The organism is Sphingomonas abaci, from assembly GCF_014199625.1.
Classification (GTDB): Bacteria; Pseudomonadota; Alphaproteobacteria; order Sphingomonadales; family Sphingomonadaceae; genus Sphingomonas; species Sphingomonas abaci.
This window is the reverse complement of record NZ_JACHNY010000001.1, coordinates 93,633-120,033: the sequence shown is the minus strand read 5'-3', so window position 1 is coordinate 120,033 and position 26,401 is coordinate 93,633. Positions and strand designations below refer to the sequence as shown.

At 67.6% G+C, this 26,401-nt stretch carries 20 protein-coding genes; 7 read left to right on the top strand and 13 right to left on the bottom strand.

Annotation, left to right across the window (positions count from 1 at the left end; translation table 11 throughout):
- Position 1: 1 nt before the first annotated feature.
- Positions 2–271, top strand: a complete 270-nt coding sequence (locus tag GGQ96_RS00520; protein ID WP_184110558.1) for a hypothetical protein — start codon at positions 2–4, stop codon at positions 269–271.
- Positions 272–599: 328 nt separating this feature from the next.
- Here the strand turns inward: GGQ96_RS00520 and GGQ96_RS00515 are convergent, their stop codons facing one another.
- Positions 600–2,909, bottom strand: coding sequence for a M61 family metallopeptidase (locus GGQ96_RS00515; protein WP_184110556.1), 2,310 nt, complete (start codon positions 2,907–2,909; stop codon positions 600–602).
- A 249-nt stretch (positions 2,910–3,158) separates the two neighbouring features.
- Positions 3,159–6,284: a TonB-dependent receptor domain-containing protein gene (locus GGQ96_RS00510; protein ID WP_184110554.1), complete on the bottom strand. Its 3,126-nt coding sequence runs from the start codon at positions 6,282–6,284 to the stop codon at positions 3,159–3,161.
- A gap of 246 nt (positions 6,285–6,530) precedes the next feature.
- Between GGQ96_RS00510 and GGQ96_RS00505 the strand changes: the two genes are divergently transcribed.
- The gene (locus GGQ96_RS00505) at positions 6,531–7,376 is read left to right on the top strand and encodes a SirB1 family protein (RefSeq protein WP_246359983.1); all 846 of its coding nucleotides are present in this window, start codon (positions 6,531–6,533) and stop codon (positions 7,374–7,376) included.
- A 138-nt stretch (positions 7,377–7,514) separates the two neighbouring features.
- On the opposite strand, the gene GGQ96_RS00500 is transcribed toward GGQ96_RS00505, so the two are convergent.
- From GGQ96_RS00500 to GGQ96_RS00475, 6 genes are all read right to left on the bottom strand, one after another.
- Positions 7,515–8,564: an ATP-binding protein gene (locus GGQ96_RS00500; protein ID WP_343058876.1), complete on the bottom strand. Its 1,050-nt coding sequence runs from the start codon at positions 8,562–8,564 to the stop codon at positions 7,515–7,517.
- Positions 8,565–8,722: 158 nt separating this feature from the next.
- A complete protein-coding gene (locus tag GGQ96_RS00495) occupies positions 8,723–9,379 on the bottom strand; it encodes an alpha/beta fold hydrolase (protein WP_184110552.1) in 657 nt (218 codons plus the stop codon).
- Between the two features lie 40 nt (positions 9,380–9,419).
- Positions 9,420–10,067: a YjbE family putative metal transport protein gene (locus tag GGQ96_RS00490; RefSeq protein WP_184110550.1), complete on the bottom strand. Its 648-nt coding sequence runs from the start codon at positions 10,065–10,067 to the stop codon at positions 9,420–9,422.
- 4 nt (positions 10,068–10,071) lie between these two features.
- Complete coding sequence (locus GGQ96_RS00485; protein ID WP_184110548.1) at positions 10,072–11,373, bottom strand: CitMHS family transporter; 1,302 nt, start codon at positions 11,371–11,373, stop codon at positions 10,072–10,074.
- 31 nt (positions 11,374–11,404) lie between these two features.
- Positions 11,405–12,919 carry an OprO/OprP family phosphate-selective porin gene (locus GGQ96_RS00480; RefSeq protein ID WP_184110546.1) on the bottom strand — a complete coding sequence of 505 codons (1,515 nt, stop codon included), beginning with the start codon at positions 12,917–12,919 and terminating at the stop codon, positions 11,405–11,407.
- Entirely contained in the window at positions 12,916–13,995 is a 1,080-nt protein-coding gene (locus GGQ96_RS00475) for an ABC transporter substrate-binding protein (RefSeq protein ID WP_184110544.1), read from the bottom strand. Before GGQ96_RS00475 ends, GGQ96_RS00480 begins: the two co-directional genes overlap by 4 nt.
- Positions 13,996–14,095: 100 nt before the next feature.
- Between GGQ96_RS00475 and GGQ96_RS00470 the strand changes: the two genes are divergently transcribed.
- The gene (locus GGQ96_RS00470; protein WP_184110542.1) at positions 14,096–14,761 is read left to right on the top strand and encodes a response regulator; all 666 of its coding nucleotides are present in this window, start codon (positions 14,096–14,098) and stop codon (positions 14,759–14,761) included.
- Positions 14,751–16,181 carry a sensor histidine kinase gene (locus tag GGQ96_RS00465; protein ID WP_184110540.1) on the top strand — a complete coding sequence of 477 codons (1,431 nt, stop codon included), beginning with the start codon at positions 14,751–14,753 and terminating at the stop codon, positions 16,179–16,181. Before GGQ96_RS00470 ends, GGQ96_RS00465 begins: the two co-directional genes overlap by 11 nt.
- A gap of 143 nt (positions 16,182–16,324) precedes the next feature.
- On the opposite strand, the gene GGQ96_RS00460 is transcribed toward GGQ96_RS00465, so the two are convergent.
- The 4 genes from GGQ96_RS00460 to GGQ96_RS00445 form a co-directional block, all read right to left on the bottom strand.
- On the bottom strand, positions 16,325–17,488 hold the full coding sequence (locus GGQ96_RS00460; RefSeq protein ID WP_184110538.1) for a zinc-dependent alcohol dehydrogenase: 1,164 nt from the start codon (positions 17,486–17,488) through the stop codon (positions 16,325–16,327).
- A gap of 12 nt (positions 17,489–17,500) precedes the next feature.
- Positions 17,501–18,034 (bottom strand): SRPBCC family protein, encoded by a 534-nt coding sequence (locus GGQ96_RS00455; RefSeq protein WP_184110536.1) that lies wholly within the window; start codon positions 18,032–18,034, stop codon positions 17,501–17,503.
- Entirely contained in the window at positions 18,031–18,849 is an 819-nt protein-coding gene (locus GGQ96_RS00450) for a Crp/Fnr family transcriptional regulator (protein WP_184110534.1), read from the bottom strand. Before GGQ96_RS00450 ends, GGQ96_RS00455 begins: the two co-directional genes overlap by 4 nt.
- 123 nt (positions 18,850–18,972) lie before the next feature.
- Positions 18,973–20,817 (bottom strand): PAS domain-containing protein, encoded by a 1,845-nt coding sequence (locus GGQ96_RS00445; protein ID WP_184110532.1) that lies wholly within the window; start codon positions 20,815–20,817, stop codon positions 18,973–18,975.
- Positions 20,818–20,951: 134 nt separating this feature from the next.
- Here GGQ96_RS00445 and GGQ96_RS00440 point away from each other — a divergent pair, with 134 nt between their 5' ends.
- The 3 genes from GGQ96_RS00440 to GGQ96_RS00430 are packed head-to-tail and all read left to right on the top strand — an operon-like array spanning position 20,952 to position 23,848.
- On the top strand, positions 20,952–22,127 hold the full coding sequence (locus GGQ96_RS00440) for a zinc-dependent alcohol dehydrogenase (RefSeq protein ID WP_184110530.1): 1,176 nt from the start codon (positions 20,952–20,954) through the stop codon (positions 22,125–22,127).
- Between the two features lie 11 nt (positions 22,128–22,138).
- Positions 22,139–22,732, top strand: a complete 594-nt coding sequence (locus GGQ96_RS00435) for a hypothetical protein (RefSeq protein WP_184110528.1) — start codon at positions 22,139–22,141, stop codon at positions 22,730–22,732.
- 24 nt (positions 22,733–22,756) lie between these two features.
- Complete coding sequence (locus GGQ96_RS00430) at positions 22,757–23,848, top strand: hypothetical protein (RefSeq protein WP_184110526.1); 1,092 nt, start codon at positions 22,757–22,759, stop codon at positions 23,846–23,848.
- 102 nt (positions 23,849–23,950) lie between these two features.
- Here the strand turns inward: GGQ96_RS00430 and GGQ96_RS00425 are convergent, their stop codons facing one another.
- Positions 23,951–26,137 carry a putative bifunctional diguanylate cyclase/phosphodiesterase gene (locus tag GGQ96_RS00425; protein WP_184110524.1) on the bottom strand — a complete coding sequence of 729 codons (2,187 nt, stop codon included), beginning with the start codon at positions 26,135–26,137 and terminating at the stop codon, positions 23,951–23,953.
- Positions 26,138–26,401 lie beyond the last annotated feature (264 nt).

Below are 26,401 nucleotides of genomic sequence, written 5' to 3'. Positions count from 1 at the left end.
CATGCCCGATCAGACGCTTTGCGGTTGCCGCATGCTTACCGTCGAGGACGAGCATGTGCTCGCCCACGCACTCGCAACCGCACTTACCGATGCCGGCGCGACGGTCGTGCAGCCGCTCGGCATGCTTGCGGGCGCGACTACCGTCATCAAGGTCGATGTGCCTGTCGACGGCAGCCATTCCCGGCGTGGATTTGCGTGGCGAGATGGTCGTACCCGCCGCGCTTCGCGCAGGTGGACCGGTTCGAGAAGCCCATCACTATCGAGCGTGTGACGCGGGCGACCGGCCGCGTGATCCCCGACTAGGGAACTCGCCAGGCGGCCTGTCTGAACGGACTTCCCTGTGACGGGGTGCCTCGCCGGGCGGCGGCTGGCCGACATCCTGCGCGAGGCGGACATTCCAGAGCGGTTTTGATCAGGTTGAACCGCCGTCGTCGCGCTGCGGTTGAAAGGGGCGGGCGGGGCGGGGCGGGGCGCGTTCGATCCGGGGCGGCGTTGCCTGCCGGTTACTTTGTTCGGGCAATGCTCCCTCCGCGCGCCCTCCCTCGCACCGCGATCGCCGCCGTGCCGATGATCCCACCTGATCAGAAGCCGCGCTGGAGCTAGGGATAAGGCACTGCACGCAGGATCGCGTCCAGCAGCCTGACATCCTGACTGGTCGGTTCCAGATGGGGGAAGCGCAAACCCTGCGTCGCGGCGAGCGCGGCGCGACGGACCCTTGTGCCGGTGCGGAGCGTCAATTCGGTGGCGCCTTCACGCACCGCTTGACAGAGCAGTGCGATGGAAAAGGCCCGGTCGTTGATCGCCACGATCCGCGATCCTGCCGTGACCCCGGCGTCGAATGCCGGCCCGTCCCACAACACGTCCGCCACCTTGCCATCAGGCTGTACGATCAAGCCGATGGCATGGCTCAGGTCGGTGATGTCGAACACCCGCTCGAACGATTGCTGATAGTCGCTCGGCCAGTCGCGATAGACCAGTCGGTAGCCGCCCCGCGCCAAGCCGTCGAGGGGCGCGCCCGCATGGGTGGTCGTGAGCTGCTCCGTCAGGAAGCCGTGCCAGTCGAACGGAACCAGGGCGCCGAGCGTCTCGACGATCTCCTCGGCGGCATAGGTGTGGGTCGACCAATCGCCCGGCACCGCGGCAAAGAAACGGCGGGCAAAGTCATCGAGCGACACGACACCCTTCGACGCGGCCCGCAGACGCGTATCGACGTCAAGCCAGAGCAACGCGCCCTCCGCGTAATAATCCTCGCTCCTTTGCCAGCTCGGCCAAGGCAGCGGGGCCCGCGCGGCGATGATCGGGTCACGCGTCGTGTCGATGGTGGGCCGCCAGCGGCTGCCCGGCCGGACATCGTAGCGCGCCGCAGTGAAGGCCAGAGCTTGAAGCGTCTGCTCCGTCGTCCATAGCCCGGACCGAGCGCACAGCACATAGGTCCAATATTGGGTCAGGCCTTCATAGACCCACATCAGGCTGTTGCGGATCGGCTTTTCGAAGCAGGGCGTCCAGGAGTCCTGACCGCGTCGGTGCTTGCCGTTCCAGCTATGCACATATTCATGTGGGATCGTGTCGCGTCGGGCGAAATTGGCCTCCCAGCCGGTGAAATAGTCCGGCAGGCTGATCGCCTCGAACGATCGATGATGTTCGATCCCGACCCCGGTCAGGTTATCGCTGAGCCCCAGCAGCATCTCGAACCGGTCGAATGGTTGCGAGCGGAACAGCCGGTCGGCCTGCTCCACCACGGCGCGATGTCGTGCAAGCTGCGCGTCGCTGGCCTCCAGGAAATGGGGCTGATCGGCAACGATGGTCAGGGCCACCCGGTCGCTTATCGCTACACGGCGGACGTGACGGCCGGCCAGAACCGGCGAGTCGACCAGCACGTCCAAGCTGGTGCGTTCGACGGTGATGCTGCCCGCGTCCTGCGTCCGCATCTCCAAGGCGCACGCGGCCTTCCAGCCCTGCGGCAGACGCAATTCCGCATCCACCATGATGCGTCGGGCGAAGTGGCCGGCGGGATAGAGAACCGTTGTGTGCCAGGGCAGGCACAGCATATCGGCGGAGCAGAGCACTCGTCCCTGCGACGGGTCGGTGGGGGAGAGGAACTGGAATTCCGCAATGATCGTGTCGCTGTCTGGCGGCACGTCGATCGTGAAGGCGTTGACGGTGACCGGATGCCGTTTCCAGCGTAGCGCCCTGTCACCCGCCGTCACCCGAAGGCCGGCGAACAGTTCGATCGGCGCCTGGGGCGCATGGAAGCCGGGGAGCCACTTCGGATAGAGCAGCACCAATTCTCCGGCCGCTGCGACCGGTATCGTTTCGCGGATCCGGAAGATGCCACGGACCACGTCCGTCGCATCCACCACGACGTGCAGCGTTCCTGGATAGAGAACGTCCACGGGTTCCGGGATGCCGGGCGGATCTGGCAGGGGTTGCGGAAGAGGGTGGAGAGCCACGGTCATCGCGGCCGGTTGCGCGCCTGTATCGGACATCGCGGCCGTCAGGAGATCGCGTGGAGAGCATCCGCGCAATAGACGCGCGCCACGGGTCTGTTCTGTTCGTCCAGCACATCCATCCGGCCGGATGGTTCGAACATCGCGCGGCGTGCGCCTTTCAAGATCTTGCACAAGTGGCGATTGGCCTGACCCAATGCCGTGGAGACGCAATGCGCCTTCACCTTGCGACGAGCGACAATATGTCCGGTATTGTCTAAAAAAGCGAGAGAATACAATGGCATGATCGACGAACCGCTGCGTTTGGATGGCGGTTCCGCCTGCCTTAACAGCGTTATCTACATCGCGGGCCGACCCTAACCGGGGATATGGTTTTCGACCGAGCGTGGCGAATTCTTGCGGCGTGATCTCGCGTGGCGCGCCGCGCGGCCCGCCGCCTTGCGCTTCGCGCGAAGCGATCACCCTCAATCCGGCCGTCCGCCCCGCCGCCAAGCGGTGCTTCAGCCGCCGTGCTGCTTCGACAAGCCGATGGCGGGCGCTGCAATACCGGGAAAAGGCCGTGAATCGGCGGGCGTGGCGCCGCGCCGCGCCATGCCCCGGGGTTTCGCGGCTGCCCGTTCGCCACCGCCGCATGACCAGGGCGTATCATGGCCTGCCGTGTCGTAACAAAAAGGGGCAGGGGGCCTTGTGCCGCCCTGCCCCGAAATATCCTTAGAACTGGATCGTGGTGCTGACGGCCAGGTTGCGCCCCAAGCTATCGTAGCGCTGGGGGATCGTGTTCGACCGGGCCAAGCTGATATTGTACGAGTTCGCCAGGATCGGTGGGTTCTTGTCGAACAGGTTGTTGGCGATCAGGCGCAGGCTGAAGCGCTGCGCGATGTTGAAGGTCAGGGCCAGGTCGAAATAGCTCTGCGCGCCGATATAGTAGAAGGTGGTCTGCGCGCGATCCGGCGTGCCGCCGATCGCCGGATCCCCGGAGTTGTTGGCGCTGGTCAAGGAACCGGTGTACCGCCAGTTGAACGACGCGCTGAACGCATTGTCGGGCAGGGTATAGGTGGTTCGCAGCGTATGCGCCCATTTGGGGAGCAACTGGCTGCAACCGTTGCCGAAATAGCCCGTGCAATTGCGTTGCGGCTGATCCGGCGCATCCTGGCCGCCGGCGAAGGTCGTGCGCGTGCCGTTGAAGTCGAAATCGAGTCGTCCCGCACCGCCCAGACCGAGCGCGTAATTGCCCTGGAAGTCCCAGCCGCGCGCGATCGAGAAGTAATAGTTGGTCGTCCCCTGCCGGATGAACCCGCTGGTCGCGTTGCTGTTGAGGGGGGCATAGAGGGTGCCGTTCGCCGCGCGGACGATGCCCGAACAGAAGAACGGATCGCCGTTGGAGCGCTGGCAGCCGTCGGTATAGTAGGTATAGTCGTTATACCCGAGCGAGTTGTTGATCTTGATGCGGTAACGGTCGACCGAGAAGGTCAGGCCACGCAGGAAACTGGGCTTGAGCACCAGGCCATAGGTCTGCGTATAGGCGGTTTCCGGATCGGCGGTGAAGCCGCCGGAGCGGACGGTGCACTGATTGTCCGGGCAGAGCAGCGTCGTGCTGCCGTACAGGGCATCGGCGAGACCGGTGGCGCGGCAGACCTCCCGCGAGGCGACCGGCGTGCCATAGGTCACCGCGCCGGTCTGCGGATTGGTGGTGACGGTCGGAGCGCAGAAGTCGTTCTGCGACCCGCCCTGCCGGGTATAGCTGATGTTGCTGGCCTGGTACGCCTCCACCACGGTCGGCGCACGCTGCGCCTTGTTGAACGAGGCGCGGACGGTGAGGTCCGATACCGGGGCATACAGCCCTTCCAGCTTCCACGTCGTGAACGTCGACGGGTTGGAGCTGTACTTGGACACGCGGCCGGCGACGTTCGCCTGGACCAGGTGGGCGAACGGCCGGTCCTGCACCAGCGGCAGCTGGACCTCGGCGTTCGCCTCCCAGACATGCTGGCTCAGATCGGAGTCGGAACCGCCATAATCCTCGCGGAAGCCCGCGGTGGCGGAGGAGAATTGCCGATCCTTCCGGAACTCGGTGCCCAGCGCGATGGCGACGCCGTCGTTCGCGAAGGGCGAGGTGATCCCGTATTTGCCCAGATCGCCAGTGACGTTCGCCTGCACGTCATAGAGGATGCCGACCGTGGTCTGGATCGCCGGGCCGACGCCCTGCGACAGATAGTCCAGCAAGGCCTGATTGTTGTTGCCGGCGCTGAACGCATCGAAGGGCACGCAGTTGGGATCGCTGCCATCGATCCGCGAAACGCAGGTCGGGGTGCCGTTGACCGCGACGACGTTCAGCGACCGGTTGACGGCGGTGTAGTTCAGGAGGCGCGACGAGTTCCAGTCCTGCTGGTTGCGTGCGTACACCCCGCCCAGATCATAGGTCCAGGCATCGCCGACCTTGCCGCGGATGCCGCCGGTCGCCCGGATGCCTTTGTTGACATAGCTGTCGACCTGATACGGCAGGCCGCTGAAGCGGTAGCGGACATCGAGCGGGACCAGCCCGCTGCTCGCCGCGCCGCACAGCGTGGTGCGCTGGCCGGCGGACAGGAAGGGGTTGTCGCAGTTCACCAGATACTGCCCGGCATCGTAATTGGCGGCCGCGAACACGCGCGTCGGATAGCGGTTGATCGACTTGTCGCGGAACCACAAGGCGGAGCCGTAGATCTCATATTCCGGCGCCAGCTTCAGCGTGACGAAGCCGCCGGCGTTCACGCGGTTGAGCTGGCGCTGGTAGGAATAGCCGTCATAGGGATTGGCCGCGTTGCCCGCGCCGACGCCATAGGGAACGAAGGTGCGCGACCCGGCTGGGTCGTTGACATAAGCACGCCCGCTGTTCGCGCCTGACAGCGGCGAGATGTAGCCGCTGGTCGAATAGGTCGACAACGAGCAGGACAGCGGGCCATCCTTCGCGGCCTGCACCAGCTGGCAGGCCGAGGTGGACCGCGCGTCATAGGGGATCAGGTCGGCATGTTTGTAGTTGACGAAGCCCGATAGGTTCAGGGTTCCGTCGAACAGCCGCTTGCCGACCGTCAACGTGACGTCCGTGCGGCCGCCGTCGTTCACCTGGCCCAGGCGGGGCGTGAACCCGCTGGCCTCGGCGACCGGCGTGACGATGTTGGCTTTGTTGTCGTGATTGTAGAAATTGTAGTTGGCGTCGATCCGCACGCCATCGAAATCGGGTCGCAGGATGAAGTTGACCACGCCAGCCACCGCGTCCGATCCATAGACCGACGAGGCACCACCGGTCAGGATATCGACGCGCTCCAGCAGCGACACGGGGATGATGTTGGTGTCCTGCCCGTTCTGTGTCCCCAGGCGCTTGCCGTCGATCAGGACGAGCGTGCGCTCAAAGCCCAAGCTGCGCAGCTTGATGCGCTGTCGACCGTCGGAGTCCTGATAGGTCTGCTGGTTGTCGGGTGAAATCTGCGGCAGCCGGTTGAGCACCTCTTCGACGTTGACCGGAGCCTGCGCCCGGATGTCGGCCGCCGTGACCGAGGTGACCGGCGCCGCGGAGGCGATGTTCGGCCGCTGGATGCGGGTACCGGTGACAATGACCTCGCCACCATCGCCAGACTGATCGGTGGAGGCCGCCACACCGGCGATCGCGGCACCGCGTGCGGCCGAGCTGGCGGCGCGTTCCTGGTCGATGGAGGGGCTGTCGCCGGACGACGTTGCTGCGGCCGCGCTCCCCGCCAACTGGTCTGTCGTGTCCGCATCGCTGGTCTGCTGCGCTGTTGCTGGTACTGCTATCGCCAACGCGCCACCCAATGCGAAGAGCGAGACGGATTGCCGCAATTTCATAATGATCCCCTATTTATCGCCGCACGATCCTTACCGTCATGACGATAAATGGTATGGTTTACCAATATCATGCCTGGGTCAATACCCATGACATACCTTTTGTGGCGGGCGGTGCCGCTGGTCGCTTGGTCCGCACGCCGCTCGAACGGCGACATGCCCTGGGCCCGCCTCCGGAATGGCACCGAGACCGATGACGGTCGGCAGTCGTGGCACGGCTGCGGCTGCGTTGGTTCAACGGCGACCCCGATGCGCATCTTTGCACGGCCGCAAGCGAACACCATGTTGGGCGACATGGACAATCTTGAAGAGCTGGGCCTGGTGGACGATGACGACATCGTCCTGGACGAGGCCGCGCTGATGCTGGCGCGGCTCGATCACGATGCGATCGACCTCGGCCCCTATGAGGATGTGCTTTCCGACATCGCGTCGCGCCTGGGCGAGGTCGGCGCCGATGCCGCCGATGGGTCGGAGCGTGCCGCCTGCCTCGCGCAGGTGCTGGCCGGGGAATTCGGCTTCGTGGGGGACCGGCAGACCTATGACGATCCTGACAATGCCGACCTGATCCGCGTCGTCGACCGGCTGCGCGGCTTGCCGATCAGCCTGTCGATCCTGTACGTTGCCGCTGCACGACGCATCGGCTGGTCCGCCGAGATCCTGAACCTGCCGGGGCATGTGCTCGTGATGGTCGGACATGAGGCCACGCCCGTGATCATCGATCCGTTCCGCGGCGGCGTACGCGTGGGGATCGACGAGATCACCGCGTTGCTCTCGGCGGCGAACGGCGGCGTGTCGGCAGCGGTGCGGCACGTCGCGGCCATGCCGAACCGGGCGATCCTCGTTCGGCTGCTGCTCAATCAAGCGACCCGCGCAGAGCAGGCTGGCCAAGGTCGACGGGCGCTGGTGCTCTACAGCCGGATGACGGCGGTCGCGCCAGACTATCCGCATCCCTGGTGGGAGCGCGCCCGGCTCGAGCTTCTCGACGATGACGTGGCGGCCGCCCGCGCCAGCCTCACCGCGATGCTCGAGATCACGCGCGAGCCCGCGCTGCGGGAACGGGTCACCGGCACGCTGGACGCGCTCGCCGCGCGATAAAGGCCTGGCGCCTCCTTCCGGTAGCGTGGCATCGCCGGCCGGCCGAACGGCGGAAGCCCGAGAACGGGCAGGCGACCGCATGTGGGCATGGCGCGTCGAAGCGGCTGGACCGCTCCGCCCAGACGCGACCATCCATCGTCAGGCCGTGACCGGCGAACCCAGGCTCCACGGGGCGGCAAGCATCGCCTGCAAAAGGTCGACATAGCGCCAACCATCGGCGCGCGCGGCGATCGCGGACAGGCAATCCTGATCGTCCCGACCGGGGCGTCCCGGACCGGTCATGTTCGGTTTCATGTTGAGATCGAACAGCTTGAACGAGCCATGTCGATCGGCCCGGCAGTCGATCCGGATCGCTGCGCGGGCATCGACCAACGCGGCGGCCGCCACGCAATGATCGATCATCGCCGCAATTTCGGGATCGTGGAGGCGCTCGGCCTCGATCGCTTGGCTGTTGGCGGTGACCGGCACGTCGCCATTATAGGGGGCCACGCCGCCGCGCTGGTCGAAACGATAGACGGGTCGCAATGCCCAGTGCCGGTGGGATCGTACCCCATCGGGGCGCGGCGAGGCGGGGGGCAGAACCGTGATCGTCATCTCGTCACCCTCCAGGAATTCCTCTACCATCAACATGTCGCCGAACGTGGCGGCCTCGATCAGTGCGGCTGCGGCCTCGCGCAACGCGCCGAGATCGTCGACCAGGGTTACGCCCTGGCTGCCGCGTCCACGCACCGGTTTGACGATCATCGGAAAGGACATGCCCCGGTCTGACAAGGCCCGTTCGACCTCGGCTAGCGAACAGACATTTTCCTGTGCCGCGCCCGACAGTAGAAACGATGACGCGACGGGCAGACCCGCCTTGGCCAGCAGGCGGTTCGTTTCGAACTTGTCGTCGAACGCCTGCATGGCGGCGGGCAGCTGTCCCACGACTTGGTAGTCGGTGAGTACCGCGTCGAGGGGGTGACCTTCGAACAAGACCGTGTTCGCCCACAGGATGGTTGCTCCGCCGGCGCCGGCCCGGCGGAGACCTTCGGCGGTGTCCGGGAACACCCAGTCAAGGGCGATGCCGGGGGCCGGCGACGTCATCGGCGTGACGACATCGACACCTGCCGTTCGCAGGGCGTAGGCGATATCGGCACCGCCATCGGAGTAGCCGCCCGGCTTCGCGTCTTTCCGCAGCCCGTTGATCACCGGTGGCGGCAGGGCCTGGTACAGGATGGCGACCGGCGCTGATGTCATGCGAAACTCCTCTGCGGGGGGCATTAGCGGGCGGCGGCACGGCAGCGCAAATGGATCGCGGGGCGGACCGCCCGTGGCGCTGCGACGCCGGCATTCCGCTCCTGAACGGGTCAGCCCTGCAACCAGCCGCGCAAGAGCATGGTGACCTCTCCGGGACGCTCGATCGGGGCCAGGTGCCCGCAATTGCGGATCTCGTGGAAGCGCGCGCCTGGGATTCGGTCGGCGAGCGCACGGGCGTCCGCGGGCAGGCAGATGCGGTCGCGGTCACCCACGGCGACCAGCGTCGGGCCATGGACGGCGGCGATGGCGGGAGCGATGTCGGGCCGGGCGAGCAGCGCGCGTTGCTGGCGCTCGAACACCGCCGCGCCGACGCGCTCGGCCATCGCCTGGACGGGACCGCTGACGATCGGGGTCAGCAGGGGATCGGCATGGGGCGCGGTGGCGAGCATGCCCTGTTCCGCGACCGTTCGAGGACGCATCTGCATCGAGGCCCGGGTACCGAACAGCGCCACCCTCTCCACCCGCCCGGGTGCCTGGCGGATGATCTCCAGCGCCACATAGCCGCCCAGGCTGACGCCGGCGACGGCGAAGCGCGGCGGGGCGTGCGCCAGCACGCGCGCGGCCATCGCCTCCAGCGTATCGTCGACGGTCAGGTCGCCCAGCATGGGATGGGTGACGTCGCTCAGGTCGATCACTTGCCGGGCCCAGAGCTGTCCGTCGCATCCCATCGCGGGCAGCAGGATCAAGGGGAGCGCGTTGCGGATCATGGCGAGGTTTCCCTGGAAGTGACGTGGAAAGGGGAATGGGTCAGGCGAACAGGGTCAGGACGCCGCGCACGGGATCGGTCAGCCCTTCCCAGATCATCTTGCCCGCGACCCACAGGATGACGAGCAGGCCGACATAGGCGAGCCAGCGATAGCGCTCGATCACGCGTGCGAGCACGTTGGCGGCTAGACCCATCAAGGCGACCGACAGGATGAGGCCGATGGCGAGGATGCCCGGATGGTCGCGCGCCGCACCCGCGACGGCCAGGACATTGTCGAGGCTCATCGACACGTCGGCCACCGCGACCGCCCAGGCCGCCGACCAGAAGCGGCGCGGCGCTGGCGCGGCGAGCGGTTCGTCCGCCGCCGAACCGGCACGCAGCTCCCGTCCCATCTTCCACGCCACCCAGACCAGCAACAGGCCACCCGCCAGCACCAGCCCGACGATCTGGAGCAATTGCGTGACGACCAGCGCGAAGCCGATGCGCAGGACCAGGGCGGCGACGACGCCGACCAGGATCACGTTGCGCCGCATCGCCGCAGGCAATCCGGCCGCCAGCGCGCCGACCACGATGGCGTTGTCGGCGGCGAGCAGGACGTCGATCAGGACGACCTGGACGAAGGCGGCCAGCGCGGCGGGCGAGCCGATGGCGGAAAAATCGGTGACGATATGCTGCCAGAGCAGTGCCATCGGATCAGCCCATCAGCGGGAAGGCGAGCACCGCCATCCCGACCAGCGTCATGACCACGCACACCACGGCGGCGGGAACCAGCGTGAAGCGCTGGTGATCGGCCAGGTCGATCCCCGCCAGGCTGACCAGCAGATAGGTCGAGGGAACCAGCGGGCTGAGCAGATGGACCGGCTGGCCCATCAGCGAGGCGCGGGCGATCGCCATCGGCGACACGCCGTAATGCCCGCCCGCCTCCGCCAGGATCGGCAGCATTCCGAAATAGAAGGCGTCGTTGGAGATGAAGAAGGTGAAGGGCAGGCTGAGCAGCGCGGTGATCGGCGCCATGTACGGCCCCAGCACTGGCGGGATGAAGCCGACCACTTGCTTGCTCATCGCCTCGACCATGCCGGTGCCCGACAGGATGCCCGTGAAGATGCCGGCCGCGAAGATCAGCGAGACGACCGACAGGACGTTGCCGGCATGGGCGGCGATCCGTTCCTTCTGCTCGGCGACCTGCGGATAGTTGACGATCATCGCCACCGCGAAGGCCAGCATCATCAGCACCGACAGCGGCAGGATGCCCGACACAAGCCCGCCGATCAGCATGAGGGTCAGCGCGGCGTTGAACCAGCGCAGGCGTGGGCGGCGCGCCTCCGGGAATTGGGACACGGCCATGCCGGTGAAGGCGGTGGGCTCGCTGGCCTTCACATGGCCGATGCGGCGTCGCTCCTTGCGGCCGAACCAGATCGCCAGGCCGATCAGAAAGGCGAGGCCCGCGATCATGCCAGGAATCAGCGGCAGGAACAGCGTCGCCGGGTCGAGCTTCAGCGCGCTGGCGGCGCGCGCGGTCGGCCCGCCCCAGGGGGTCAGGTTCATGATGCCGCTGGTGCTCATGAGCAGGCAGCACAGGTACAGCCGGTTCATGTCGAACCGCTTGTAGAGCGGCAGCAGCGCGGCGATGGTGATGATGTAGGTCGTCGACCCGTCGCCATCCAGGCTGACAAGGGCGCACAGTACCACCGTGCCGATCAGGATCGCCAGCGGATCGCCATGCACCACGCGCAGCAGCCGGTTCACCAGCGGGTCGAACAGCCCGGTATCGGTCATGATCGAGAAGAACAGGATCGCAAAGAGCAGCATCACGCCGGTCGGCGCGAGGTTCTTGATGCCGTCGATCATCATGTCGCCGAGGCCCGAGGCGAAGCCGGCGATCAGCGCGAACGCGGTCGGCACGACGATCAGCGCGACCAGCGGCGTCATCCGCTTCGTCATGATGAGCGTCATGAAGGTGGCGACCATCAGGAAGCCAAGCAGGGCAAGGTCCATCGAAGGATGCTCCGAAAGGGGAGGAATGCGTTTAGAAGGTGACGGCGAGGCGGGTGCCGATGGTCTCGCCGTCGTCGGGACCGATGAAGGCGCCGGCGCGATTGTCGGTGTCCCAGTGCACCCAGTTGAACTGGAGCCGGGTGAAGCTGTTGAGGTACCAGTTGACGCCCGCCGTCGCGGCCCAGCCGCGCCCGCCGGTCGGCAGGTTGGTATAGTCGAGATCCTCGTAGCGGGCGGTCAGCTCGATCGCGCCCGGCCCGCCCTCGAAGATCGGTTTCAGCACTCGCGGCTGGCCGAAGCTGCCCAGGCGCGGGTTGTACGGCGGCAGATCGCCGGTGAGGAACCAGCCGCCGGACAGGCTCCACGCCTTGCTGAGGAAGTCGGGCCGGTCGCCGGTCAGCCGCGCACGGCGCTCGCCCGCCTCGGCCATCACCCAGACCGGGCCGACATAGCCGCCCAGCTCCGCGCCGTATCCGGTGGTGCTGCGTCCGCCGAGCAGCGTGCCGGTCGAGACGCGAAGCGCCCCGTTGAAACGGCCGCCGATCACGGTGTTGCGGGTCAGCGTGGTCGCGGCGGAGGACAGGGCCTCGTCGAACCCCCAGAGGCCGACATGCAGGACGGACCGGTCGTTCTTGACCGGGTTCCAGTGCGCGCGGCCCAGCACGGTGCGGCTGTCGTTGGTCGCCTGGTTGCCGTCGATCCGGTCGCCGGTCACGGTCAACGAGGCATGGCCCGTCTTCCAGAACAGGCGCGGCATGATGCCGACGCCGTAGAAGCCGCGCTGCGGGATGATCGCGGTGGAGACGACGGTCCGCTCCATGAACGGCGTCGAGTCCGAGCCCGTCGATCCCTCGAAGCCGCGATCGTTGAACAGGTGGCCGGCGCGCAGATCATAATCCAGACCCGGCCGGATGCGATTGCGCCAGCCGATGAAGGCGGTGACGATATCGACCTCGTTTTCCGAAAAGTCGGATTCGAATTGGTAGAAGAAGTGGGTGCCGACCCCGCCTTCCAGGCCGAGGCGCAGCGCGCGCATGCCGGTGGTGGTGATGTTGCGTCCGTTGTAGCGCGATCCGAAGGTCGAGCTGACATCGGTCAGGATGCGGCCGCGCGGCTTGAAGGTGTAGATGCCGTCGGCCGAGTGGAAGACGGGCAGGCCAGCGCCCCACTCGGTCGTCACGCCCGCCGCATTGGCCTGTCGCGCCTGGGTCACATCGCGCTCGGCGGGGCCGGGGGGCACGAGTTGCGGCGCGAAGGGACGGGTGACGGTGCCGCGCGACGCCGGATCGCTTTGCGCCAATTGCGGCGCAGGCGGCGTCGGCATGGGGGTGCCGGAAGGACTGGGGGCGGCGGGTGCGGGTGCGGTGGCGGCGGGGGATGCGCTCGCGACGCCTTCCAGCCGGTCGAGCCGAGCGCGCAGGGTCGCGATCTCGGCGGCCTGCTGGCGGACGAGGGCGGCCAGCTCGTCGCTGCTGGGCGTCTGGGCCAGGGCGGGGGTGGCGGCCAGCAGCGCGATCAGCGCGGAGGCGGTTCGGATCGGGATCATCGCTTGGGAACCTCTTGGGCAAGGGTGGCGCGCCAATCGACCAGGAAGCGGCGGCGCTTGATCGTGTCGAGATTGACGAGAAGCTGCGGCCCGACCCGGATCGGGCGTTGCTGTTCGGGCGACAGCCGGGGGGCCCGGACATCGGCGCGCACCGGCAACAGCCATTGCTTCGCGAGCAGCGTCTGCCCGGTGCGCGACAGCAGGAAATCGAGGAATAGCCGCGCGGCCGCCGGATGCCGGGCGTCGCGGGCGATGAAGGCGACCCGCGAGGCGACGATCGTATAGTCGCGCGGGAAGACGACGTGCAGCCGCGGGTCGCGCATCGCGCGCGTCAGCGCATAGGGGCCGACGACGTTATAGGCGATCGCGATGCGCCCCGCCGAGACCGCGTCCAACATCGGCTCGGTCGTGCGTGCGAGCATCGGTCGCGTCGCCGCGATCGCCTGCACCAGCGACCGGGTGTCGCGGGTGATCGCATGATCCTCGGTCAGATAGAGATAGCCGACATTGGACTGCGCTGGGTCGTAGGTCGCGACCCTGCCCGTGAGTTCGGCGCGACGGGCGCGCAGCAGCCGTTCGAACGCCTCGTGCGTGCGCGGCACCTGCGCGGCCGGGATCAGGCGGCGATTGAGGACGAAGGCGACCGGCTCGGCGGTGACGCCATATCCCATGTTCTTCCAGATCGCCGTGGCCGGCAGCGCGGGCTTTTCGGGGCTGAGATACCCTTGCGCATAGCCGTCGTTGATGAGCTTGGCCTGCAGGTCCATGGCGGAGGACCAGACCAGGTCGGCTCCGGCCGCGCCGGCGCGCGCCTCGGCGACGACGCGGTCGTAGATGGTGCTGGACTCCAGATCGTCGTAGCGCACCGCGACGCCGGGATAGGTCCGGCGGAACGCCGCGACCAACGATCGCAGCGCGGCGGTGTCGGCATTGCCGTAGACGCGCACCATGCGCTCGTTCCGCGCCTCGGCGACGAGCGCGTCATAGGAGCGGGGATAACCGGCCGGGCGCTGCGCATCGGCCTGGCCGGCTGCGACGGCGCCCAGCATCAGCATCGACAGAATTCGGGTGCGCATCGTTCAGCTCCTCTCGCTTCCCGCCTCTGGGTTCGGGTAAGCTCAAGGACATGGATTATGACCGCAAGCTGTCATCCGCCTTTCACGGACCCGCCGCATCATGCGGATTCTGATCGTCGAGGACGATGCGGCGCTGGCGCGCGGGATCGTCGCGCTGTTGCGCGCGGCCGGCCATGCGGTCGATCATGTCGCGACCGGCGAGGACGCGCTTATGGTCGCGGCGGGCGAGGCTTATGCACTGGTCGTGCTCGATGTCGGACTGCCCGGGACCGACGGCTTCTCGGTCCTCCAGACCTTGCGCCGACAGGGAAACCGGGTGCCGGTGCTGATGCTGACCGCGCGCGACGCGCTGGACGACCGGGTGCGGGGGCTCGATCTGGGCGCGGACGATTATCTGCGAAAGCCGTTCGCGCCGGAGGAACTGGAGGCGCGTATCCGGGCGCTGGGACGTCGGCGTGGCGGCGATCCGACACCCGAGCTGGTGGTCGGGGCGCTGGTCCTCGACCGCTCGCGCGGCGCGGCAAGGGTGGGGGCGCGGACGCTGGACCTGCGTCGCCGCGAATGGGCGGTGCTCGACGCGCTGGCGACCCGCGCCGGGCAGATCGTGCCGCGCGAGACGCTGCAATCCGAGGTGTTCGGCTATGACGAGCCGGTCGGCCCCAATGCGATCGAGGTGAACATCACGCGACTGCGCGGCAAGCTGGCCCCCGATGGCCCGGCGATCCGGACGGTGCGCGGCGTCGGCTATATGCTCGATGCCCATTAGGCGCGCGAGAGGACGTGCCCTGGCGCTACGAACCCGGCTGCTCGCGGCGATGCTGGCGCCGATGCTGGCGATCGCGGTGCTGCTGGGACTGGCGGGCGCAACGCTGATCGCCGACGTGGTTCGCCGCACCAACGACCGCGTGCTGGGCGGCGCCTTGGGCGCGGTGGCCGAAACGGTGCAGGTGGAGCGCGGCGCGGTGACGCTCGATCTGCCGGCCGCCGCGTTCGGGATGCTGGAGAACAGCGAACGCGACAATGTCTATTATCGGATCGCGGTGGGGAAGCGGCTGCTCACTGGCTATGCCGACCTGTCTCCACCCGAGATCGCGGAGCTGGCGCTCGATACGCCGCGCTTCCGCTTCGCCCGCTATCGCGACCAGGAGATCCGCATCGCCGAGGTGCGCCGCGCGCTGCCCCGGATCGACGCCCCGGTGATCGTGCAGGTGGCCGAAACGCTCGACGGTCGCCGGGCGCTGCAACGACGGCTGGTGATCGCCCTGGTGCTGGGCGAGATCCTGTTGGTGGGCGTCGCCCTGTTTCTGATCCGTCCGGCATTGGCCTGGAGCCTGCGGCCGCTGGCGGGCCTGCGGGGCGCGGTGGCGGCCCGGGATACGCGTGCGACGCCGGACCTGTCGCCGCTCGATACCGGGCCCTTGCCGGCCGAGCTTCGTCCGCTGGCCGATGCGTTCGACCATCTGCTCGCCCGGTTGGACAGCGCGACGGCCGGCATGCGGCGCTTCACCGCCGATGCCTCGCACCAGATGCGCACGCCGCTGGCGGTGCTGAAGGTCCAGGTGGCGCTGGCACGGCGCGGCAGTCCGAGCGCGCTGGGCGAGATCGCCGATGCCGCCGATCGGCTGGAGCATCTGGTGACGCAGCTGCTGGCGCTGGCGCGTGCCGAGGAGGCAGGGCGCGCGCCGCCGCGCGAGCGGGTCGACCTGCGCGAAGTGGCGGTCGCCGTCATCAATCGCCGCATCGCGCAGGCGATCGAGGCGGGGGTCGACATCCATCTCGATGCACCCGCCGGCATCGGGATCGCCAGCCACCGCACATTGCTGTTCGAAATCCTTTCGAACCTGCTCGACAATGCGATCCGCTACAACCGCCGCGGGGGTCGGGTGGTGCTGACCGTATCGTCCGGCGAAGGGGAGGGGGCCAGGATCGTCGTGGCCGATGATGGCCCCGGCCTGCCCGATGCCGACCTCGCCCGTCTGGGTGAACGCTTCACCCGCCTTTCCACCGCGCGCGACAGCGAGGGGAGCGGCCTGGGCCTGGCCATCGTCCGCTCCGCCGCGTCGCGGCTCGATGCGTCGCTGGCGATCGTCAATACGCGACCCGGACTGCGCATCACCCTAGGCTTCGCCGCCGCCGACACGCATCCGGACGTCATCCGGGACGTCGATCCGGATGCGCGGCAATAGATATGGCGCCGGCCGTGACGTGCGCGGGATAGGTTCACGGCGTCCCCCGGTGGCCACCCGCAACGACCGCGCCACGCCCGCCGGCCACCCTTCGCGCCACGTGCGCCCCTCGTAAATCGGACCGATCGAATCCCCACCGGCAGTCAGGGCGCGAACACGGCGCGCAGGCAGCCATCCTCCTTGTGCTTGAACATGTCATAGCCTTTGGGGGCGTCCTCCAGCGAAAACCGGTGCGTGGCGAGGGAGGCGGGGGTCAGTTCGCCGCGCTGCGCATGGTCCAGCAGGCGCGGAACATAGGCTTGCCCGTGCTGCTGCGCGGTCCGGACCGTCACGCCCTTGTTCATCAGCAGGCCGAGCGGGAATTTATCCATCACGCCGTAGACGCCCAGAATCGACAGGATGCCACCCTTGCGGACCGCCAGCATCGCCTGGCGCAGCGCGGTGCCCCGATCCGTCTCCATGTACAGCGCCTGCTTGACCCGGTCATAGGCCTGCTGGAGCCCGGTCCCGCCCGCTTCCATGCCGACCGCGTCGATACAGGCGTCCGGACCCCGGCCGCCGGTCAGCTCCCTGAGCGCCTCGACCACGTCCACCTTCGTATAGTCGAGCGGGATCGCGCCGAACGCCTCCGCCTGCGCCAGCCGTTCGGGATAGCGGTCGATCGCGATCACGCGCTCGGCGCCCAGCACCATCGCGCTCTGCTGCGCCATCAGTCCGACCCCGCCACAGCCCCAGACCGCGATCACGTCGCCGGGCTGGATATCGCAGAAGTCCGCGCCCATGAAGCCGGTCGGGGCGGCGTCGGAAATGAACAGCGCCGTCTCGTCGGAGACGCCGTCGGGGACCTTGAAACAGTCGGTGTTCGCGAAGGGCACCCGGACATACTGGGCATGCGCGCCGGCATAGCCGCCAAAGGCATGCGAATAGGCATAGATACCGGCGGTCGGATAGCCGAGCAGCGGCTCCTGCAACTCCGGCTTGGGATGGCTCGTGTCGCACAGCGAATAGAGGTCGTGCTGGCAGTACCAGCATCGCCCACAAGAAATGAACGACGGCACGACGACCCGGTCGCCCTTCGCCACTTTCGTGACCGCCGCTCCGACATCGACGATTTCGCCCATGAATTCGTGACCCAGGACGTCGCCTGCGCGCATGGTCGGGATCAAGCCGTCGATCAGGTGCAGGTCGGAGCCGCAGGTGGTCGACAGGCGCACCTTCAGGATCACGTCACTGGGATTGAGGATCTCCGGGTCGGCGACCGTCTCCACGCGAAGGTCGTTGACGCCGTTCCAGCATAGCGCGCGCATGATGATGTCTCCTTAGCGGTCCGTGCCGCCGTGGCGGGCGGCCGGCTGCGGGTCGGTCGTGGGGATCTCGCCGGTCAGCGCCAGTGCCCGGAACCGGTAAAGCGCCGTCCGCACGATCTCGCGCGGGGCGACATGGAACAGCTTGGCGAGCGCTTGCCCGACCACGCCACCCGGCGGATCGAAGCGAACCGCGAGATGCAGCTCGGTGCCCCGGTCGCCGGGGGCGGGGCGGAAGGTCAGCACGCCGGCATTCGGCACGTCGGCCCCGTCATGCGTCGACCAGCGCAGGCGGTCCGGCGCCTCGTCGACGGTTGCCGTCCGCCAGCGATACTCACCGCCCGTCAGGCCGGGCACGGTCCATTCCGCCGTACCGTCGTCCAGGGCGCGGACGGTGGCGAAATGCGACCAGATGCGGGATTGGGTGTCGGGCTCCAGCCAGAGCGAGCGCACCTCCGCGATGGGCTTGCCGACCGTCATCGACGCGGTGGTGGCGGTGTCGACCCCGGCTTCGGGTTCGGCTTCGGCTTTGGCTTTGGCATGGCTCATGACGGACCTCGGCTGTTCGTGGTGGCGGATGGCGAGGGCATGGGGCCGCCCTGCTGCGGCCGGATGGGCAATCGGCGGTCGGTCACGGTCCTGTCGGCCTCATCCGTCCGCCAGCCGGCGATGGCGTGCAGCCGATCCCGGTCGAGGATCGTCACCTGCCGCTTGCCGATGATCAGCACGCCGTCGCGGCGCAGTCCCTGGACGACGCGATTGATATGGACCGAGGTCAGCCCGAGCAGATCGCCGAGCTGTTCCTGGGTCAACGGGCAGGCGAAGGCGCCACCCCTGGCCAAGCCGACCCGCTCCAGGCGGTGGTGCAGGTCCGCGAGGCCGTAGGCGACCCGTCCGCGCGCATCGCGTCGCCCCAGGCTGGTCGCCTGCGTGCGAAGCCGGCGGATATCGCCGATGATCGCGCGCTCCCGGCGCGCGGAAAGGGCCTGGAGGTCATGTCCCTCCACCATCCGGCGCAGCACCGCGACGCGGGCCGGACCGCTGGCCCGGATCTCTTCGTTCGATGCCGGCGGCACCCAGTCGCAAATGTCGCCCGGCACCAGCACGTCGGTAATCTGGCGCGCGCCGTCGAGCAGTCCTTGGGCGCGATAGGCCCAGCCCTCGATCAGCAGGTGCAGGTGGACGTCGGCGTCGGAGGGGCCGCACACGAGGGCGGCGTTGCGCACCGGGACGATGTCGACCAGCGTCCCGGCCAGTGCCTGGCATTCCTCGACCGTGGCGCGGTCGCCGAGCGCCAACCGGATCGCATCGGCCGCATAGGGGATCGGCTTCGTGCCCGCGTCGATCGCGACCAGGATGGGCATGGTCCCGTCGCGCGGGGGGCGTGGTCGGGACGCTGGCGTGGAATGCATGTGGAGCATCGTTCAACCCCTTCAGTCGCAACGACATTTGGGGAATTCACCGCGGTATCGGCACTCGTAGTATTCCTAGGTAGGCTTCCGCGCCGCATGGCCCTCGCCGGGGGAGGCGAGTCCGGCCGCCATGGCGAGCTGGATCAGTTCGGCCAAACTGCCGGCATTCAGCCGGTTCATGACCTGGGCGCGGTGCAGTTCGACGGTGCGCGGGCTGATGCCCAGCTTCCTGCCGAGCATCTTGTTGGTGTCGCCATCGACCAGCCCGACCAGCACCTCCCGTCCGCGCGGGGTCAGCCGGGCGAGGCGCGCGCTGGCGGTCTCGTCGCGAGAGACGGGGCGGACCGCGGCGAGACATTCGGCGATGGCGCTCGACACGCCGAGGCACAGCGCGGCCTCATCGGTCACGACGATATAGTCGGTCGCGCCCGCCTTCATCGCGGCGACCGCCGAGGCCAGGTCGGCGTCAGTCCCGTCCAGCACCACGCTGGGCATGGCGATCGCCCGCGCCTTCAACTCGCGAGAAACGGACAGCCCTTCCACCTTCGCCTTGCGCAGATCGATCAGGACGCATCCGGGGGCGAGGACGGCGGCGATGTCGAGAAAGGCCGCCGGGCTTTCGAAGGTGCGCGCGCGATAGCCCATCGACCGCACGAGGCCGGCCAGCCGCCGGGCCTCGAGCGCCTTGGCGCTGACGATATAAACCTGGCCCAATTCATCCTGCGTCAGGTCCTCGACAATGCCGCCGATGCGGCTGACCGCGCCATGGTCGTCGAGAATGGGGAAGCCGGTATCGCGCAGGCGGCGGACGGCGCCGTCGCTCGGGCGGATGATGCGATATTCGAACTGGGTGACTTCGCCGGCCCCGACGGTGGCCAGCGCATGTTCGACCTGCGCGCGGTCGTCCGGGTGGACATCCTCCAGCCACCGCTTGATGAACCGTGCGCCATCCTCGCGCGGGATGCCCCAGATCCGCTCGAACGCGGCGCTGCGATAGAGAATGGTCCCGGTCGCCGGGTCGCCGATCCAGAGCAGGTTGCTGCTATGTTCGGCGAAGCCGCTGAACTGCGCCTCGCTTGCGCGGATCGCCGCTTCGGCATGGCGTTGCGCGGTCATGTCGATCGCCGCGCCGATGAAGCCGATCGGACAGCCATTCTCGAACGTCGCGCGTCCCGACGTGGCGATGTGGCGGACGATGCCGTCGTCGCGGCCGACCACGCGATATTCCAGCGCGTAGCTGCCGTCCCCTGCCGGATCCACGCAGGCCGCGATCGCCGCGCGGACCCGCCCCCGGTCGTCGGGATGGATGCCCTGTTCGAACAGCTCCTCGTCAATGGGCGTGCCGGATGGCAGGCCCCACATCGCGCGCAGCCGGTCGTCCCAGTCGAGCGCACCGGTGCGCGGGTCCCACGCGTAGATGCCGACCCCGACCAGTTCGGTCGCGGCGCGCAGCCGAGCTTCGCTGGTCCGCAAGGCTTCCTCGAAGGCGCGCCGCTCGCTGGTGTCGTGCGATACGCCGACGACCAGCTCGACCGATCCATCCGGCCCCAGCACTGGCCCCCAGGCATAGGAGAAATAGGCCGCATGGCCGGTGGGGCTTCGGTAGAAGACCTCGTTCTGGATCGTCGCGCCGTCCGCGAAGATCTGGTCGATATGGCCGTTGAGCAAGGCTGCGAGATCGGCCGGATAGTCGAGATCGATGAAGGACTTGCCCAGCATCTCCTCCGATGTCAGTCCGAACAGCCCCAGCATCGCCGGATTGGCGTAGGCGAAACGCCGGTCGCGATCGAAGGCATAGACATAGTCCGGGATCGCGGACAAATTCGCCTCCAGGAAGCGCACCTGCCGCGCAAGTGTCTCGCCCGCGCCGTAAAGCGGGTCATCGCCTCGCGCCGGCGCGGCGAGTGAATATTCGTGCATGGGCCGGCGCTCCTCAACCTTTGCCGGTCACGCCGGCAAGCGCCCGTCGCCGGGTAAAGTTCCCTAGGGATTGCCCGGATGGGCCGGTTCCGATGGACTGCCTACCTCCCCCCCAAGCAACAGAGGAGAGCGGCATGAAAGCCCTGGTCTGGCACGGCAAGGAGGACATCCGGTACGACACGGTGTCCGACCCTGCGATCGAACATCCCCGCGATGCCATCATCAAGGTTACGAGTTGTGCGATTTGCGGGTCGGACCTGCACCTTTTCCACAATCTCGTGCCCGCGATGTTGCCGGGCGACATCATGGGGCACGAGACGATGGGCGAAGTCGTCGACGTCGGCAGCGCCGCCAAGGGATCGCTGAAGAAGGGCGACCGCGTCGTCATCCCCTTCACCATCCAGTGCGGCGAGTGCGACCAGTGCCGGCGCGGCAATTTCTCGGTGTGCGAGCGCAGCAACCGCAAGAAGGAGGTCGGCGACAAGGCGTTCGGCCATGCGACCGCCGGGCTGTTCGGCTATACGCACCTGACCGGCGGCTATCCGGGCGGCCAGGCCGAATATCTGCGCGTGCCCTTCGCCGACACCACCCATATCAAGGTGCCGCACGGCATCGACGACGAGAAGCTGCTGTTCCTGTCGGACATCCTGCCGACCGGCTGGCAGGCGGCGGTGCAGGCTGACATCCAGCCCGGCGACACGGTCGCTGTCTGGGGCTGTGGTCCCGTCGGGCAAATGGCGATCCGGTCGGCGATCCTGCTGGGGGCCGAACAGGTGGTCGCGATCGATCATCTGCCCGAACGCCTGTCGATGGCGGCCGCGGCCGGTGCGATCACGATCGACTTCGAGCAGGAGAGCGTCGTCGAGCGGTTGAACGCGCTGACCAAGGGCCGGGGGCCGGACAAGTGCATCGACGCGGTCGGCACCGAAGCCCATGTCAATCTCGGCCAGCCGGACACCGTGCTCGATCGCGCCAAGCAGATGCTGATGGCGGAGAACGACCGGCCGCATGTGCTGCGCGAGATGATCTATGTCTGCCGCCCCGGCGGCGTCATCTCGATCGTCGGCGTTTATCTGGGCCTGTCCGACAAGGTCCCGATGGGCCAGGCGATGAACAAGGGGCTGACCTTCCGCATGGCGCAGACCCATGTCCCGCGCTGGACGGGTGACCTGCTCCGCCGGATCGAAGACGGGCAGATCGATCCCTCGTTCGTCATCACGCACAAGGTCGACCTGTCCAAGGGACCCGAGATGTACGCGACCTTCCGCGACAAGGCGGACGGCTGCGTCAAGGTCATGCTCCAACCGTAAAGGAGGCTTCCATGCCACTCACCAACATCACCGGCATCGCCCGTTCGGAGGGCGACCCGAAGGTCGAACGCAAGGGGCCGAGCTCGCTGACCGGTGCCGATCAGCTGGCGCGCGCGCTCGGCTGGTTCTCGGTCGGGCTCGGCCTGGCCGAACTGATCGCGCCGGGCCGTCTCGCCCGCACATTGGGGCTCGACGGCAAGGAGGGGCTGATCCGCGCCTATGGCGCGCGCGAACTGGCCAGCGCGGTGCCGACGCTGTCGATCGACAAGTCGGTCGGACTGGCGGCGCGGATCGGCGGTGACGCGCTCGACCTGGCCACGCTGGCTGGTGCGCTCCACCGCGACAATCCCAAATGGCGCAATGCCGCGGTCGCGACCGCGCTGGTGGCCGGGATCACGCTGCTCGACGTCGCGGCTTTCAAGGGGGTGAAGGCCGCGCATGCCCGCGAACCCGGCGCGGATCGCGACTATTCCGATCGTTCGGGCTTGCCCAGGGGCGCGCAGGCGTCGCGTGGCCTGGCCCGTAAGGATTTTGACATTCCGCCGGACTATAACGCCGAAGGCAGGGTGGCCGATGCCCTACCGGCACCTGCGCTCCAGGCCTGAGCCGCGAACGACGGAGGGCCAGCCATGACGCTGGAACAGGGGCTCGGGGCGGCTTTGATCCTGCTGTTCCTTGCCGATGTCTTCCTAACCGTTCTCTATGCCCGGGCTGGGACCGGGTTGCTCGCGCCCCGTTGGACGCGAGCGGTCTGGGCCGCGCTGCGCGCCGGGGCCTCACCGTTCGGCCGGCGGCGCGGCGCGATCTTTTCTTTTGCCGGGCCGATGATCGTCGTATCGCTAATCGGTTTCTGGGCCCTTGGTCTGACGTTTGGCGCGGCGCTCATCATCCGACCGGAACTCGGGACGGCGATCCGGCCTGCCAGCGGCGACACGCCGACCGATCTTGTCACCGCCATGCTCGTTGCGGGCAACAGCCTGTCGATTGTTGGGGGCGGCGACTATGCGCCGCACAGCACCGCCACGCGCATCCTGTTCCTCATCAACTCGCTGATCGGCGCGTCGGTGCTGTCGCTGGTGCTGAGTTATCTCGTCCAGGTCTATTCGGCGCTGCGGGAGCGCAATGCGCTGGCGTTGACCATCGACCTGATGACCGACGGCACGGGCGACGCGGCGGTCATGCTGGCGCGGCTGATGCCCGGCGGGGAACCGGGCAACGCAGCCGGCCCGCTCGGCAACCTCGTCCCCTCGCTCGCGGCCACGAAGGAAGCGCATCATTTCTATCCGCTGCTCTTCTACTTCCGGTTCGACGACCCGCGCTATGCCGTGTCACGGTTCGGCTTCGTCCTGCTCGATCTCGTGACGCTGATCGACACAGCGCTCGACCGCCAACGCTATGCCAGCCTGGTCGCGTCCGCGCCGGTCGCCTCGCTTCGCCGTGGTACGGTGCTGCTGCTGGAGACGTTCGATTCACACTTCCCTACGCCGGGCCATGTCGACGGGCGTCCCGCCGCCGACCAGTCGGCGCGGCGCAGCTTCATGGCAGCGGTGCGGACGCTGGCAAAGGCCGGTCTTGCCGTCCGCGACGACGGCGCCGACGCTTATGTCAGCGGACGACGGGCATGGAATGCGCTGACGGCCCGGGTCGCGTCCACCATGGGGTACATGATGATCGAGATCGACCGCCGGACCGCAGATGGGGCGCAGCCCGTGGTGGCATGACGACTCGATCACGAAGTAACGGAGCGCGGCACTTGGTTAAGGGAGCAAACGCCGGATAGTCGATGAAGGGACGTTCGCCCGATCAATGCCCGGACGCCGCGTCTACGCCGCTTGTTCGAGGCGTCCGAGCAAGCGGCGGAGGGCAGCGGCGGGCACCGCTTCCGAGAACAGGAAGCCTTGCATCTCGTTGCATCCAGCATGTTTCAGGAACGCGTGCTGCAACCCGGTTTCAACGCCCTCGGCGGTGACGACCAGTCCCATCGCATGTCCGAGCCGTACCACGGCGTGGACGATCGCCGCGGCGTCGTCGGCTTCGCCTAGTCGCTGGATGAAGCTGCGATCGATCTTGATCTTGTCGACCTTGAACTTGCTCAAATAGCTCAGGCTGGAATAGCCCGTGCCGAAATCGTCCAGCGCTATGCGGAAACCTGCGCGGCGCAGCGCGCTGAGCGTCGAATGCACGACCTCGTCATTATCCAGCAGGACGCTCTCGGTCACCTCGAGCTCGATCTGTTGCGCGCGCGCGCCGGTTTCGCGTACGATCGCGATCAATTCGGCGGCCAAGGTGCGCGAGCGGAACTGCACGGGCGAGATGTTCACCGCGACCGAGAGGCCCGGCCATGCTATCGCTACGCCGCAGGCATCGCGCAGCACGCGGCGGGTCAGTGGCCCGATCAACCCGCTTTCTTCTGCGACTTTGACGAAGGCGGCCGGCGCCAGCGAGCCCCGGCGGGGGTGCCGCCACCGCAATAGGGCCTCGACACCGATCACCCCACCGCCGCTGCCATCCATCTGGGGCTGATAATGGACGCAGAGCTCGTCCTCGCGCGTGATCGCTGCGCGCAGATCCTCCTCGATCTCCCGGCGCAGCTTCACGCTCTCGTCCATGTCGGGGGCGAAGAAGCGATAACCGTCCCGGCCTTCCGCCTTCACGCGATACATGGCGATATCGGCGGTGCGCATCAGCTCGGTGCGGTCACCTTGAGCGTCGCGGAAGCAGGTTATGCCGATGCTGGCGCCGATATGCACGTTCGTGCCCAGGACCACGAACGGCTCCTTGATCGAGGACACCATCGCGGCCGCCACGGCTTCGATCGCCTTCTCGTTCGCGCGCGCGCTGAGCAGCACCGCGAACTCGTCACCGCCCAGCCGCGCCACCAGATCGCCCGGCACCACCAGCGCCTCCAGCCGCATCGCCACCTGCCGGATCAGGTGATCGCCGCCGAGATGCCCCAACGTGTCGTTCACCTGCTTGAAGCGGTCCAGGTCGATCAACAATACCGCGCTCACGCCCTCCGCCGTGGCGGCGCCGAGCATGTCGTCCAAGACGGTGATCAGCCGGGCGCGGTTCGCCAGCCCCGTCAGCGTATCGTGATAGGCCAGGCGGTGCGCCTGGGCTTCCTTGGCTTGCAGTTCGAGATGCGCGACGCGCAGTTGATCGAGCGAAGCGGCATCCTTGCGCATCAGTCGCCCGACCCCGCCAAGCAGGGCCGCGACCGTGGCGAGAAGACCGGCCAGCACGGCTGCGGCAGTCGGCACCATCGTCATCCACACGGCTTGACCGGGGCGATCCGCACGCCAGGCGAGCATGCCCACCGGCCGGCCATTCTCGGCGATCAGGGGAACACCGTGCTCGGCCGGACGTAACCGCCCGGTGGTGGCGCGTGCCCCGGCGAGGAGCTGGACCGACGCCAGTTGCCGTACGAACGACCGGTCGAGATAGCGGACGCTCAGCAACAGCGGTGCTGCGCCTGGAGGCGCGTCGCCGTCGCTGCCGTCCGGGATGATCCGCATGACGCTGATCGCGGCGGGGCGATCGCCGACCGCGACCGTGCTGGTGGCATGGATCGCGCTGGGCGAGGTGCGGACGGTCGCATGGCTGGCGATGGGCTGGCCAGGCAGCCGCTCATGACGGTTCGCCGGCCGTCGCGTCCGCTCGCGGACGGCGGCAATCAGCGGTGCGGCGGCGCGGATATAAAGGGCGGCCGCCGGTGCGGGCGCGGCTAGCCGCGCGCCATCGCTCATCATGTAGACGGCTGCGTCTCGCGGCGAGAGAATGATGTCGACATCATGGGCGAAGACCGAATTCAGCCACGTGCCTGCGTTGATGTCGATCCAGTCCCAATTCGGGCGGGGCTTGTAGAGTTCGCGCAACAGCGGACTCCAGATTGCCACGCCTGCCTGGCTCTGCGCCAATCCGTCGATCGCATCGTCCACGGCCAGACGGGCTTCACGGCCCTGCCGCTCCGCCGAAACCAGGTCGGCCTGCTTCGCAGCGGTGCAGCGCATAGAAGACCGTCGCGGTGAGACCGAGCGCGAGCAACGCCACAGGCAGCGCCACCACGGCCAGGAACCGCCGTTGGGGATGGGTGAGGATATGATGCCGATTTAAGCGCAAGACGTTGAACCTCCTGCACTTTTATGCCGGAAGACGGTAAGGGTCCGGTTAACGAAGGCTTCATGCCGGATGTATACAGAATAATTGATGGGAAAGAGCCCGGCATCGGCAAATGCTCCGCGAGCGGCCGGTTATGGTTCTCGACATCCGAGCCA